Origin of the sequence: Photobacterium sanguinicancri (assembly GCF_002265265.1) — a bacterium.
In the GTDB taxonomy this organism is placed as follows: Bacteria; Pseudomonadota; Gammaproteobacteria; order Enterobacterales; family Vibrionaceae; genus Photobacterium; species Photobacterium sanguinicancri.
Window position 1 is genome coordinate 1 of sequence record NZ_NOIF01000146.1, and the last position, 13,551, is coordinate 13,551.

Consider the following 13,551-nt stretch of genomic DNA (forward strand, 5'->3'; position numbering starts at 1 on the left):
ATATCTATTAGTTATTTCTTTTTTATCACCAACGATAGTATGGGCTAAAAAAGATCACCATCACGATGTCATCGTGATTAAACAAAAAAAGCACAAACACAAACACAAACATCATCATTCAAGTCAGGTCATTGTTGTGCAGCAACCGCCACGTCAGCAGCACTATCACCGTTCATCGTTACCGGAAATAGCAACGTTTGCCATCATTGCTGGTGCATCTTATGCCATTATCGATAATGTCTTTTACAAGCAAGCAGGTGAGCGTTATGAATATGTGGAAAAGCCATTACGTTAAGCCTCTATCTTCAGCTATGCTATCTAAATAAAGCCGCAATGATTGCGGCTTATAACGTTTTGGTTAGGTGTTTATCCCAAATATCAAACAAGGTATCACGCGTGTTAATAGGTAACATTGCTATACGCCGAGCGCTCCAACAACCAAACAAATACTCCGCCATTTCTAAAGCAATCGGAAAATCATCCGAACCATAATGCTGCAAAGCTTGCTCAACATCGCAAAGAGATAGTCCTGCATTATCCCAGCGCGCATGCCGCGCTTCAGATTGGTTGAACCATTCAATAGAAAGTGTCATTAATATCCTTTGTACTTATTCAGCATAAACATATTTTACGGTATGTTTTGTATGAAAACATGATGAATGACAGGTTTAATTAACTTATTTGACCAAAATATACATATTAAATAGTCGCTATTTCTATCGCGTTATATTTGCTAACACTTTACTACATTCTAACTTCATTTTTAAATAGTTAACACGTCTACTTACAGCCATTAATATTAATTAGCGCACGCCCATTTTTATTTTATATTTCGTAATAGCATGATTAAAGAAATCGCGTTCGTCATCATCTGCAATGCTTTCTGCTTGCGTTGTGATCGCTTCATAACCCGCCTTCGCATTCTTTAACTGCCACACAATATATGCGGCTTGTTTATCTAACTCTATGCGGTTTTTCTCTGCTGGCGATAAAAGTGTCAGGTTATGCATGTTTTCCTCAGGTTTCTCAGTGTGCAAAGTTCACATATTTTAGCATCATGCTGCTCCTTCACATACGATTTTACGAACACCTCTTGTCTCAATCCCACAAAATGAGACACCTCAGGCTCGCTACGCTTAAACAACGAACCATATGCTGACTTTAGCCTTGAGATCTAAGCATTCACTCATTCTCAGGTGAAAGCAGCAATAGCATGAAAAATCAGCCAATGCGTAAACTCATATTTATTGGATACGGTGCGCTCATTTGTCTACTGTCTTTAACGCAGGTAGAGCTGCTGCACCTCACTTTTATCTATCATGACAAAGTTGAGCACTTTGCCGCTTATAGCTTATTCACTCTACTCGCGTATTTTTCAACAAAAAGTAAACGATGGGCATACATATTGTGTATCGCTATTGTGATATACGGCGGAATACTTGAGATTTTACAAGCATCCAGTACGGGGCGTATTGCCTCCATCGCTGACTTTATCGCCAATGTTTTAGGGGTAATTGGGGGCATTGTCATAATAAAAGTATATCGTTCGAATACGTCGCAACTTATTCGCTAAGTCGGCACATTTCGCTCACGTATATTACCTACGTTCTAATAGCGCCAAACCAAGCCGTTGTCGGTATTGCTCTGGCGTGCAATTTGCGTGACGCTTAAACAGAGTAATAAACGGCGATGCTTGGTGGTAGCCAAGGGTCAATGCAGCTTCTTTTACCGACATGCCTTTTCGCAGCAAGTGCAATGCATACACAAACTTACGTCGCTGTCGCCACTCTGTAAAACTCATCCCCAGCTTATCTTGGCAATGACGCGCTAATGTTCGTTCGGTTGTATGTCGTTTTTTAGCCCACTCCGCCAGTGTGACAGTACTTATGGGGTTACGCTCTAATTCTACTAAAATCGGTTTAAGTAGCTTGTCATCAGACATTGGTAAAAATTGATCATGTTCGTTCGCTATTTTGACCTGATCAAACAATACATTCACTAAACGTCGATCAGATTCTGTTTCAGCTACTGTGACCCGTCGATTTTTTAGATCATTAATAATGGCTTCCATGATTGGATTGACTTCAAGCAAACAAGCGTACTGGGGTAGCGCATCCGCAAGGGGATGAATAATGTTCATTGAGCAATAATTCATGCTACGACGCATAAAGCTCTCGTGTTGCACCCCAGCGGGGACCCAGACTGCATATTGTGACGGAGATAAAAAACGCTTCCCTTCTGCATTCAGCTCCAAAATACCACCGCTGATGAGCTGTAATTGCCCCCAAGAATGCTGATGCTTTAATGTTGATGTATTCGGAAGAAAGACTTCATGACCAAAAAAAATCTCACCGGGTGGATTTTGATCATCAAAAAGAGGCTGGTAAATTTTACTCATGTTCACCAAAGCTGTGAGGTGGGTTAAAGCCGACACAGCTAAGGTAAACATATTACAACACAGGCGCAATACTCTCTTATGCAGAGTAGTTACACTGTACGTACATTCATGGTTATTTCTGCGGTAAAAACGGTATTCCCTTCCGTGTCTGTAACTTCAATAGGGACCAATTTATCACCGTCACTGTGCCAATCAATATTCTCGCCGTTGGCTATCGCCGTTAAGTCGGTTTTAGCCTTTTTAACATATTTAACCGTCATACCGGTTGGGATCCAACGGCTGTTACCTGCAATCGAAACATCCGTCATTAAACCTCCCGCTAATTCAGCCATATTACACATGGCTATCGCATGCACTGTATTCAAGTGATTTGTCACTCGGCGACGCTTATTAATTTCAACACGGGCATAACCTGGTTTTAGTTCTGTCACTATAGGTCTAATTGACCCAAAATACGGTGCCATTCTGCAAACAACCCACGAGAAAATTCGCTGTCCAAATGGGACTTTACTTAACCGTTGGTAAATTTTTAGATTCTTGCGCATTGAAAACTCCTTTTTCAATATTCTGGTCTGACCACATTATAGTGTAAGATTTCAAAATGCACGTAATTGAGCGTGATTGTCCTCACAGTGCTGACACCCTTTCCTTTTAAGAAAGAATAAGAGATAAAATCATCAATAGAAATATAATCATTATTTATCAATAAGATAAAAAAGGTAGAAGGCATGAAACAGTGACCAGTTTTAGGCTTAATTAATATAACCCCCTTAAATGTCTGACTATGCCCTTACGATGTCCGATTAGAGATATGTATACCTTAGCTGACGTGACACAATACTATTATCAAGCGTCCTGCTTCTCTCTATTTCTAATAAAGGCAAACAATGCTCTATTTATTCCCTTTAATTACCGTTTCGATTTGGGCAGGGAATGCCATCGTAAATAAAATGGCTTTCAGTGTGATCGATCCTGGTGCCATTTCATTTTATCGCTGGTTCTTTGCAATGTTGGTATTAACGCCTTTCATGGCTAAATCCGTATGGAAAGCACGCAACACAATTAAACCATACTTACCTAAAATTGCCTTTCTCGCCTTTCTTGGTATGGTATTGAATCAGTCATTAGGTTACTTCGCTGCAGAGACAACGACAGCCACCAATATGGCGCTGATAGTATCGTTAGTACCGCTGATCAGTATGTTCATTAGTGTACCTTTACTAAATAAACGTTTAACGCCACTGGCCATTGTTGGCGCCATTTTATCACTGGCGGGACTCGTGTTAATGCTGAGTCATGGCGACTTAAATCAATTGTTAGCGCAAGGCATTAATAAAGGTGACATGTTAGTACTGATCGCGGCATTTGTTTATGCGCTCTACTGTGTCTTACTCAAGCGCTGGGATCTACCACTATCTAACTGGCAGTCGGTATATAGCCAAGGGGTTCTAGCCGTTATTATGCTAACGCCGATGCTACTTACCAGTGAACGCATGACCATTACACCAGAAGCACTGCCACTGATCATGTACGCAGCCATTCCAGCTTCTGTGATCGCACCTTGGTGCTGGTTACAAGGTATTCAGCGTTTAGGCGCAGATAGCACGGCGATGTTCATGAACCTAATGCCAATGATGACAGCAGTCATTGCTAGTATCGCCCTTGGTGAACAACTGGCTATCTATCATTACATTGGTGGTTTAATGGTATTAAGTGGCGTAGCGATGGCACAAAGAAAACGCGCCGAAACAAAGCCTATCGAACTCGCAACTGCCTAACGTTTACATTTGAAAATATCCATAAAGCCCGAGCAGAATTTTTTCCTGCTCGGGCTTTTTTACGTTTATAACGAGACAATAAGGTTATTCCCTACCCTGTCCGAATTTAACAATGAAAATTTTAAAGCTAATAACTCCACTTTAACTGGGCAAATAATAAGGTGCTGGCCGCTTTACCAAATAAGCTATTCCCTGTGCCATCAAAGCGTTGCAATACTGTCATCAATTGCCAATCATCTGCCAAAGAATAACTATTCGATGCGCCAATAAAATAAGAGCCATCTTGATAATACGTAGTAGAAAACGTGATGCGACTCAGGGGAGATATATCAAAACTGACATCGCCATACCATGTGAATTCAGTAAAGCTAAGCGTACGTGCAGTCAGCGGTAAATTTAAGAAAGCAATCGCGTTAGTTGGAGATTGGGGATTTGAAATATAGAGCATGGCAGTACGCCCCATCCAGTTTCGTTGCCCACCAAAGCTGTAATCAAGTTCAAGGCTCCCGACAACCGCAGATGCAACCTTGGCACCTTGCCATTCATCTTGGGTGGGAGCAAACCAGCTCAGTTCACCGCGTAAACCTGCGCCTTTGATGTCGCCAGCAAAACCAGTCCCTATTACCTGATCTAAACCCGATTTACCCACCAGCAGTTGGGCATCCCAACCTTGATAGTTAAACAAGTAGCGCCCCGCATAACTCGTTAATTCGCTATCATTATTTGGGCTGTAAACAAGGTCGATCGAACTGGCATAGCCGAGTTTTTTACTGACGAAAAACGCATCAGAACCAGGTCTTTCTTCGTAGTCAAAATCATAAATAGAGTAAGAATTAAATAAGTCGTTGGGGTTCCATAAGGTCGCCATTCCCCAATTTATACGAAAGCGACCACCGCGAAGTTGCCAATCATTTCGACGCCAATCAATATATAAACGGTCAAACTGACTATTACCGACAACACCCGTTTTATCTAACCAGTTTTTCGAGAGATCCATATAACCAGGATCGTAACCAATCAAGTCACCATACCCTGCTAGCTCAGCGGAATCACCAAACAATAAGCGATTATGCATACCAAGATTAAAACGTAGCTCATCGTCAAAGCGGTATTCATAATTGAGTCGGTGGTGAATTAAATGATCGAGACTATTTGATGATTCATCGGGGATTGTCGCTGTGGCCATGTATTTCACATAACCGCCTAAATCCCAATTTTTTTCTGGGGCTAAGCCCGGTATTTGCCCAACAGCAGGCAATGCCATCATAGCAACAGTGGCTAATAGTCCCTGAGTTTTCACTAGGCCACGTCCTCTTGCGCATTTTCCTGTTGCAACTTGTCTTGTTTCAACTGGCCATCTTCAAACACAATTACACGACGCGCACGCTTGATAACACGAGGATCATGGGTCGAGAAAATAAAGGTCGTGCCTTCTTGTTCATTCAAGTGCAGCATAATATCAAGCAGCTCAGCGGTGCTCTTGGCATCGAGGTTAGCTGTTGGCTCATCAGCCATCACAAAACGCGGACGCGGCGCTAATGCACGGGCAACCGCAACACGCTGTTGCTGCCCGCCTGACAGTTTAGATGGCACCTTATGGAGCTGGTCAGCTAACCCTACTTGGGTCAATAACTCCGTTGCACGTTGACGGCACTCTTGTTCACTATGTCCTTGCAACTGCATCACAAATTCAACATTTTCGAGTGCCGTTAAAACAGGTAACAAACTGTAATCTTGGAAGATAAACCCAATGTGATCCCGACGAAAAGCAATCAAGGCTTTTTCATCTAAATCGCAAATATTGCAGCCATCAATATCCACAGTGCCTGAACTGGGTGTATCTATCCCACCGAGCATATTCAATAAGGTGGTTTTACCCGATCCTGATGGCCCCATCACAGCAACAAATTCACCTTGGGCTATGGTCAAATCAAGCTGGTGCACGGCATGAACGGGGTAATCAGTGTCCTGATTATAAATTTTACAAAGTTGCTGAGTCTGAATTGTCATGATCAGTGCTTCTCCGCCATTGCATCAACTGGACGCTGCTTCAATATTTGTCGGGCAGGATAAATCGCCGCGAATAAACTGGTAATCACCACAGTGACCACCATTAATTGATAATCTTGTGCACTCAAGGTGGGATACAACACAGTATCGACACCAAATGCACCTAACCCTTCTGCTAATCCGCCTAACGGCAAGCCCGTTGTTTGTAAAGTAAGCATCAATAACATACTCGCGCACACGCCCAGCACCACCCCCGCGATGCCAAGTAATACCGATTCGAACATGATCAAAATAAATATTTTTGATTTCGCCATGCCAACAGCCATCAATACACCAAATTCACGGGTACGCTCAAACACCGACATCAGCATGATATTGACGATACCAAAGCCCATTGCCACCACAAAAATCATTAACATGATGAAATTACTGACCCCAAATGATGCCATGACAGATGCCAACATCGGCTGTATTTGCTGCCAGTCTCGCACGGTGTTTTTCACTGACATCGTTGCCGATAACTGCTTACGCACAGACGACAATTGTTCATCATCACTCAGCTTAATCGCAATTTCATGGACGCCTTTAATGCTACTCAGTGTCGCTAAATCGGCTTTTCGGACATAGACGTTACCATCATCAAAGCTGGTCGATGGGGTTTTGAATAAGCCCTTGACGCGAAACGCAGCGCCTGTCACTTCTCCATTGCCATCGGTGAATGTCAGTACCACTTTCGAGCCCACCCGTAATTTTAAACGCTCTGCCGTTTTGACAGAGACCAGCACAGGGTGGCGCCCTTCTTCAGGTAGCCATTCTCCATCAACTATGTGCGACGCTATTGGAGTCAGTTTGGCTTCTGAAACAATATCGATACCATTGATTCTGACACCACGCGTACTGCGCGCCGATGCAATCATGCCATCCGCCAATAAGCGCCCCGACCATGCTTGTACTGCTGGGTTTTCATCAAGAGCTTCTTCAATATTTTCTGCGTCAACTATCGTGGCTTGAATATCTGGATTTTGAATATACTGAGTATTGTGTATTTGTAGATGGCTGGTTTGCCATGCAATCGCATTGGTGATCATATTATCGAGCAACGCAGTCATGAAGCCCATCATGCTAGCGACGCCCATTAAGCCAAACACCATCGCACCTATCATGATGCTAGTGCGGAGTTTGTTACGCCATAAATTGCGCCATGCCAGCTTAATCAGCCAAACATCAATGACCATGAGCGCCTCCTTTTAATGCATCAACCAAGCAAAGGCGGTACGTTCGCCACATGGGATACAGCAAACACAGCACTAACAAAATCAGCACGATTTGAATTTGATCGAGAAATAACGCGCTATTGATCAGCACGGGAATAATGGGTTCATAGCCCATTTCCAGCATCATCTTACCTGTCTCGCCGGTTAGCTCGATAGGGAACGCACTGAACCACAATAAAATGGGTAACGCGGTAAGCACACCCAGCGCAATCCCGAGTAAGCCGATAAAAAGCGACTCAATGCTGATAAGTTGTAAAAGGCGGCTGCGGAGCATACCCGTTGCCAACATCACCCCAAATTCGCGCTGACGCTCTAATGTCATCATCATCAGCGTCGCAAATAAGCCAAAACCAACCACACCATATAAGATGTACATTAAGAACAAGCCACCCGCGCGATCAAGCAAGATCTGTTGCGCCATTTCCGGCGATAAGTCTTGCCAATCCCTAACGACAACATCCAGCGGACGACCACCTGAGGTTTGCGATGCCATCACATCATAAGCCTGTTGCAGTTCTTGTTCTGTTTGGGTCAACCCTGCTAATTCTTTGGTGTGTAACACCCAGGATGTAACCTGCTCACCTGTACTGTATAACGCCTGAGCTAGTGCCAATGGCATATACACAAGTTGGTTATCGAGTTGTGAAACGGGGAAATGTAAAATACCTTTAATACGGTACAAGCCTGCAGCGGTTTGTCCTTGGTAACCTTGCCCATACAGGACGATTTCATCACCGACGGTAATATTGTAATAACGTGCTAATCCTTCACCAATCAGCACTTGATCATCGGCTTGAGTGAGAAATTCACCTTGGCTTAATTTACTGGCAATACCCGAATAAGTATCCTCTTGCTCAGGTAGTACCCCAAGTACCATAACGCCTTTGGATTTATCGCCTGATGCAGATAACGCAAAGGACTCAATCCGCGGTAAAATCTGACTAATATTAGCGTGTTGCTTAGCCGGTTGGATAAATTCGTCTGATGCTGGCAGCAAATCATCAATGCTTTGGCTTTCAACATAGTCGCTGTTTTGTAATTGGATCAACCCAGTATAGAATCGCGCTGCATTATCAATATTATTGGCGTAACTGCCTTCTTGAAATCCACGCATAATTAACGACAGAAATAACGCGAGCGCTAAGGCCGAAGCCGTCAGCACAGTACGCCGCTTTTGTCGCCATAAATTACGCCAAGCAAGTTTAACTAACATCACTATCCTCAGCTGAACTGTCCCTGAAATCTCATTGCTATTGCCTCATTCACGCACTCTGAAAAAGCACGACTAATCGCGTAATGCCTTCATTTGGCTTTGGGAGAAAAAGTCATCTTTAATGGCAAAATTAAACTGGGCTTGATGGGTGATCATCTCGGTTTTATTACCCGGCTTATCAGCGGGTACCATTTCCATACGGGTCGCAATTTGACGCTCACCGAGAGTTTTGACATCAAAAGTCGCCATGGTGTTGACCAGCTCATCAAACTCGTCATAAAACTCAACTTTGCGTTGTAAGTAAGTGGATTGCGAAATCCATAAACGCACTTTACTCCACACCACAGGTGCATCAGGCTTAGCCACGGCATCGATCACCCAGGCTTTAACGCCGTCGACAGTGTCTTCTTTTACCATTTTATGGTCGTAATCAACCACGATAGACGATTGGTTAATCAAATCATCATTGGTGAAGTCTGAGCCCATCCAAGATTGCCCTAACATAGAAGGTGCAATTTTGATCACACGCTCAATACTTGGTAACCAGTTCCACATTTCACGCTGACGTTTCAGCGAGGCACTGCCTTTATCTTTTGCGGGAGCCGTTACCAATACCAAGGATAAATCTTGGCCTTTGGTCCAACTTTTCATGCTCATACTGCGGGTCCAATCAGGGCGAATGATCTTCATCGTCATTTCGGAATAACTTGAATCTCCCCGCATCTGCCGATCAGATTTTGTCACGATATCAGCGGCACTTTGCGCCCATGCCGTACTGGCAATAAGTGAAGAAAACAAAAATGAAGAAGCCAAAATCAAAGTAGGCACTAACTTGCGCATAGTAATGTCCTTCTCTTCATGACTGCATCAATAACAATAGGCACTTATATTCAAGCCTTCTTCGATGCCAGCACACGAAGTATGGTGTCAAACAGGTGTTTTTTCATACTATCAGGAAGCTCGCATCGACTATAGAAAAACTCGTGATTTCAGTCTGTTCACTGACATTCCTGTGATGCATGACATGTCGTTAACCTTCCATTCGCTCGAACCGTGATATGCTTATAAAAAATCATTAAGAGTGGCTACCGTGAAGATAGATTTAACCCGCATGGTGACTGAAAGTCGCAACCCTGCCAGCCAAGATATCGATACTTTATCAACACTTGATATGCTGGCTGTGATCAATAATGAAGATAAAAAAGTCGCCATTGCTGTTGAGCAAGCCTTGCCTGAAATAGCCCAAGTTGTTGATGCGATTGCAGCGGCTTTCCAGCAAGGTGGGCGCTTGATCTATACAGGTGCAGGCACCTCTGGCCGCCTTGGTATTTTAGATGCAAGTGAGTGTCCACCTACGTTTGGCACCAAAGCAGAACAGGTGGTTGGTCTTATTGCGGGTGGGCACACTGCGATCCTTCGCGCCGTTGAAAATGCCGAAGATAACCAAGAACTCGGTAAGGCTGATTTAACAGCGTTAAACTTCACCGATAAGGACGTATTAGTCGGGATAGCGGCAAGTGGACGCACGCCGTATGTACTGGGTGCTATGACATATGCAAAAGAAATTGGCGCAACAACGGCTTGTATCAGCTGTAACCCGCACAGCCCTATGACTGAGTTGGCTGATGTAAGTATAACCCCCGTTGTTGGGCCTGAAGTGGTGACTGGGTCTTCACGCATGAAAGCAGGAACAGCACAAAAGCTGGTATTAAATATGCTCACAACGGGTGCTATGATCCGCACCGGTAAGGTTTACGGCAACCTGATGGTCGATGTAGAAGCGACTAATGCCAAATTAGTTGAGCGCCAAAAGCGCATTGTGATTGAAGCCACAGACTGTACACGTGAACAGGCCGAGATTGCGCTTAACGCTTGCGAAGGTCACTGCAAAACAGCGATTGTGATGATACTGACCAACAGCAATGCCGATCAAGCCAGCCAATTGCTCACCCAGCACCGTGGTTTTACCCGCGATGCAATTAATGCCAAGGCCTAATCAACACAGGTCGCACTATCACAATACCGTGATAGTGCAAGGTCTAGGTCTAGGTCTAGGTCTAGGTCTAGGTCTAGGTCTAGGGGCTAAAACAACAGTAAGCGGTTATCTACGCATTAATTTAAACAGTGACTTACCCGATTGATAGACCCGCTTAAACTGCTCACTCACCTTAATATCACCATTGGCTTCTAAACGGCGACGATTTAACTGCGCCTGCGCCCCTTCAGCATAATATTGATCGATCAAGGCTTCGAGTTCGCGCATATTATAGTGAGGCTTTGAATCACTGATACAAACAGGTAATACCGACAGGAACTGCAACATCGTTTGGTTGTAATCAACCGCCGCTTTAATGGTTTGACCCTTGCGCGATGTGGGACTGGTCAAATCATAAGGCGGTTGCCATTCTGATACTGGCGATAAACGGTCGACTTGGTTTAACACCCCAATAATAGGGGCGCGTTTGCGACTTTGGTTCTCTGGTAATTGATAATACGCATCCAGTCGTGCTTTAAACTGAGTATCGAGATCACGCGCAGACTGGTTGGCTTTCAATACCCACAGCACTAAATCAGCCTGTGACAGTTGATCAAGCAATAAAGCTTCTGTGGTTGTATCCCCGTCTAATCCAGGTAAATCAATCAAGTGCAAGGTATCTAAACCTTCTACTTGGCACTGATGCACTGTGACTTTATCGGTAGAGGGCAAGGCATTCACTTCAGCGACTAACTCACCGGTTAGTGTATTAACCAAGGAAGATTTACCGGCACTGACCTGCCCCACTAAACACACCCGTAAAGGCTCAAGCGGTGCAGCCATCGCTTGTTGGTCTGCCGCATGAGATGCACTGATGGCTAACTCATCGTCATCACCCTTGAATCGACCGCTATAAAGATCGATTGCGACCGATAGCACCTCTTGCAGTAAGGCTTTTTTCAGTTTGTATTGCAGTTCACTACTCACTTGATTAAAGACTTCACCCAGAATTTTACTGCGAAATTCAGACATGATAGCCGTATAAGGGTTAGCCATGCGCACAACGCGATAGCTGTTCCACAACCAATTGGCCGACTCTAATCCTGCTTTCGCTTTTTCTTTGTTATCTAACCCTTTTTTAATCAAAGACAGGCTGATTTTTTCTATAAACGGGACATGTTGCTTCAAAATAATGCGATAACGACGGCTCACTTCTTCGGTCATTTTCAGCAATTCAGGCAAAGAAAAAGCCAACTCTTTTTGTTGTTTTCCGCGGTATCGTGTTGCCGTTAATGTGACTAAAGTCAGTGCGTGCTCACGTAGTGATCCCCATTCAGCGTCTGTCGCCAGTTGCTGGGTAATTTCATCGTTAAGCTCAGTCCACACTTTCTGATCGCCCGCGCCCCAGTCATCTGATGGACGCACTAAACCTTCGCCATCTTCTGCGTGGGCTTGATTCTCACTGTCTGCTTTAATTTGTCGTTTCAACCAGAAAACAGGCAATGCCACCAGCAGAGCACTCACTGCTAATAACAAAAGAAATGGAATGAGATAACCAAGCTCAACAATGGCGTACAGACCAAAACCGCCCAAAATACACAGTGGCAGTATGATACCTGCAAGCAATAAGGGAATGACCCCTGCCGACATTGACGAAACGGCTTTCACACTATTGGCTGTTCGTTTCACTTTTCGCGACCTCTTTAATGCTTTCAAACGCCGATTTGTACATGGCTTTCAATTCTTCTTCTGATACCGACTCGCCTTTACTCTGACGGTAGAGGTAATAGCAAGCCACACGTCCTATCGCAAACGTGGTACAAAAGCTCACGACTGCAGCAGTCGCACTGCCTATGGTTTGGCCATACACAGGGATCAGCTTCACTAACTGTCGAATCCCTAGCTTAGAAGCATATTGCACCCCAAAGCTGGTGCCTAAGGTTGCCATAAACTCCCCCATGGCATTTTTATCCCATTCGACACCATATTGATTGGCTAAACTATGGATCATTTTTCCTTGAATAACAGGGACAGACACCAAGCCGACAGCAGGGACAGCATCACTGCCACCAGCCACGCCTGCATACCAAAGGATCTCCGTTCGCAGCTTGGCAAAATTCGCTTCTTCTTGGCTTTCATGCTCTGCATCTTCACCAATCTGCGCCACAATAGGTAGCAGTTCTGCCAACTTCTCTCGCAATAGATCAACACCGACTTGGCTGCCATCTTCACATTCAAAATCAACTTCAACGGTGTTAACCTCTGTCCCCCAAATAACCTCAACCTGTTGCTGGTTATGCGCCACGCACTGATTGCGTTCAGTTAAGTCACCAATCAAGCATGTACCCGTGTGTACCAATAAAATTTGCTTGAGCGACTTTGACTTTTTAATTTGCTTTAATGCTTTCAAGACACTGCTTTGCTCAGGCTCTTCCGCCTTCATCACCACAATTAACGCATTTGCCCTATCCTCACACGCTTGAATATCAGCATGTGCATCATACTCAGCTTCAGCGAGCCCGCGTGTATCCAAAAAACGTACTAGCGGCTTATCCGTTGGAAAATCATAACTACTGGCGGTTTGCGTGCAGGGCTGAAAACCATTACCAATTTCAATCTCTGACTGCTGTGTTATTGCATGAACAAGCGAAGATTTTCCTGCACCTGTTTTGCCTAGCAACCAAAGGGTTGGTAAGCGTGCTGTTTGGTGATCAAACGCTGCGGTCAGATCGGGATCGGCTGTCGGGTTCAGATAAGACTTAATGCGTTCAAAAAAATCCATGCGGGTTCTCTACATAATTCGACGGGGAGAGTGTGCTATCTCACTAATTTAACAGAATGGCGTACCTGACAATAGAGAAAACACGCTACTCTTCTCGATTAACAAGTTACTATATATAATT

General features: G+C 44.3%; 15 protein-coding genes. 4 read left to right on the forward strand and 11 right to left on the reverse strand.

Annotation, left to right across the window (positions count from 1 at the left end):
- Window positions 1-295, forward strand: a 295-nt coding sequence (locus ASV53_RS17960) for a hypothetical protein (protein WP_141226270.1), incomplete at its 5' end; no start/stop codon positions are given.
- A 49-nt stretch (window positions 296-344) separates the two neighbouring features.
- Here the strand turns inward: ASV53_RS17960 and ASV53_RS17965 are convergent.
- Both ASV53_RS17965 and ASV53_RS17970 read right to left on the reverse strand, forming a co-directional pair.
- Window positions 345-593, reverse strand: coding sequence for a hypothetical protein (locus tag ASV53_RS17965; protein WP_062689501.1), 249 nt, complete (start codon window positions 591-593; stop codon window positions 345-347).
- Window positions 594-803: 210 nt separating this feature from the next.
- Window positions 804-1,010, reverse strand: coding sequence for a DUF3283 family protein (locus ASV53_RS17970; protein ID WP_062689519.1), 207 nt, complete (start codon window positions 1,008-1,010; stop codon window positions 804-806).
- 203 nt (window positions 1,011-1,213) lie between these two features.
- On the opposite strand from ASV53_RS17970, the gene ASV53_RS17975 reads away from it, so the two are divergent.
- The gene (locus tag ASV53_RS17975) at window positions 1,214-1,573 is read left to right on the forward strand and encodes a VanZ family protein (protein WP_062689499.1); all 360 of its coding nucleotides are present in this window, start codon (window positions 1,214-1,216) and stop codon (window positions 1,571-1,573) included.
- 24 nt (window positions 1,574-1,597) lie between these two features.
- Here the strand turns inward: ASV53_RS17975 and ASV53_RS17980 are convergent, their stop codons facing one another.
- Both ASV53_RS17980 and ASV53_RS17985 read right to left on the reverse strand, forming a co-directional pair.
- On the reverse strand, window positions 1,598-2,398 hold the full coding sequence (locus ASV53_RS17980) for an AraC family transcriptional regulator (RefSeq protein ID WP_094958104.1): 801 nt from the start codon (window positions 2,396-2,398) through the stop codon (window positions 1,598-1,600).
- An 89-nt stretch (window positions 2,399-2,487) separates the two neighbouring features.
- Complete coding sequence (locus ASV53_RS17985; protein WP_094958097.1) at window positions 2,488-2,943, reverse strand: hotdog fold domain-containing protein; 456 nt, start codon at window positions 2,941-2,943, stop codon at window positions 2,488-2,490.
- Between the two features lie 342 nt (window positions 2,944-3,285).
- On the opposite strand from ASV53_RS17985, the gene ASV53_RS17990 reads away from it, so the two are divergent.
- A complete protein-coding gene (locus tag ASV53_RS17990; RefSeq protein WP_094958098.1) occupies window positions 3,286-4,176 on the forward strand; it encodes a DMT family transporter in 891 nt (296 codons plus the stop codon).
- A gap of 127 nt (window positions 4,177-4,303) precedes the next feature.
- Here the strand turns inward: ASV53_RS17990 and ASV53_RS17995 are convergent, their stop codons facing one another.
- The 5 genes from ASV53_RS17995 to ASV53_RS18015 all read right to left on the reverse strand — a co-directional run bounded on the left by ASV53_RS17995 (window position 4,304) and on the right by ASV53_RS18015 (window position 9,513).
- Window positions 4,304-5,443, reverse strand: a complete 1,140-nt coding sequence (locus ASV53_RS17995; RefSeq protein WP_094958105.1) for a hypothetical protein — start codon at window positions 5,441-5,443, stop codon at window positions 4,304-4,306.
- Window positions 5,444-5,475: 32 nt separating this feature from the next.
- Window positions 5,476-6,186, reverse strand: coding sequence for an ABC transporter ATP-binding protein (locus ASV53_RS18000; RefSeq protein ID WP_094958099.1), 711 nt, complete (start codon window positions 6,184-6,186; stop codon window positions 5,476-5,478).
- 2 nt (window positions 6,187-6,188) lie between these two features.
- Entirely contained in the window at window positions 6,189-7,421 is a 1,233-nt protein-coding gene (locus ASV53_RS18005) for an ABC transporter permease (protein WP_094958100.1), read from the reverse strand.
- A complete protein-coding gene (locus ASV53_RS18010; RefSeq protein ID WP_094958101.1) occupies window positions 7,411-8,673 on the reverse strand; it encodes an ABC transporter permease in 1,263 nt (420 codons plus the stop codon). Before ASV53_RS18010 ends, ASV53_RS18005 begins: the two co-directional genes overlap by 11 nt.
- Before the next feature lie 72 nt (window positions 8,674-8,745).
- Window positions 8,746-9,513 carry an outer membrane lipoprotein-sorting protein gene (locus tag ASV53_RS18015; RefSeq protein WP_094958102.1) on the reverse strand — a complete coding sequence of 256 codons (768 nt, stop codon included), beginning with the start codon at window positions 9,511-9,513 and terminating at the stop codon, window positions 8,746-8,748.
- A 250-nt stretch (window positions 9,514-9,763) separates the two neighbouring features.
- On the opposite strand from ASV53_RS18015, the gene murQ reads away from it, so the two are divergent.
- Window positions 9,764-10,669, forward strand: a complete 906-nt coding sequence (gene murQ, locus ASV53_RS18020) for an N-acetylmuramic acid 6-phosphate etherase (protein ID WP_189337911.1) — start codon at window positions 9,764-9,766, stop codon at window positions 10,667-10,669.
- A 105-nt stretch (window positions 10,670-10,774) separates the two neighbouring features.
- Here murQ and ASV53_RS18025 read toward each other — a convergent pair whose 3' ends face one another.
- Window positions 10,775-12,337, reverse strand: a complete 1,563-nt coding sequence (locus ASV53_RS18025; protein WP_205049210.1) for a GTPase family protein — start codon at window positions 12,335-12,337, stop codon at window positions 10,775-10,777.
- Entirely contained in the window at window positions 12,318-13,430 is a 1,113-nt protein-coding gene (locus ASV53_RS18030) for a YcjF family protein (RefSeq protein ID WP_062689486.1), read from the reverse strand. The genes ASV53_RS18025 and ASV53_RS18030 overlap by 20 nt, the downstream gene beginning before the upstream one ends.
- Window positions 13,431-13,551 lie beyond the last annotated feature (121 nt).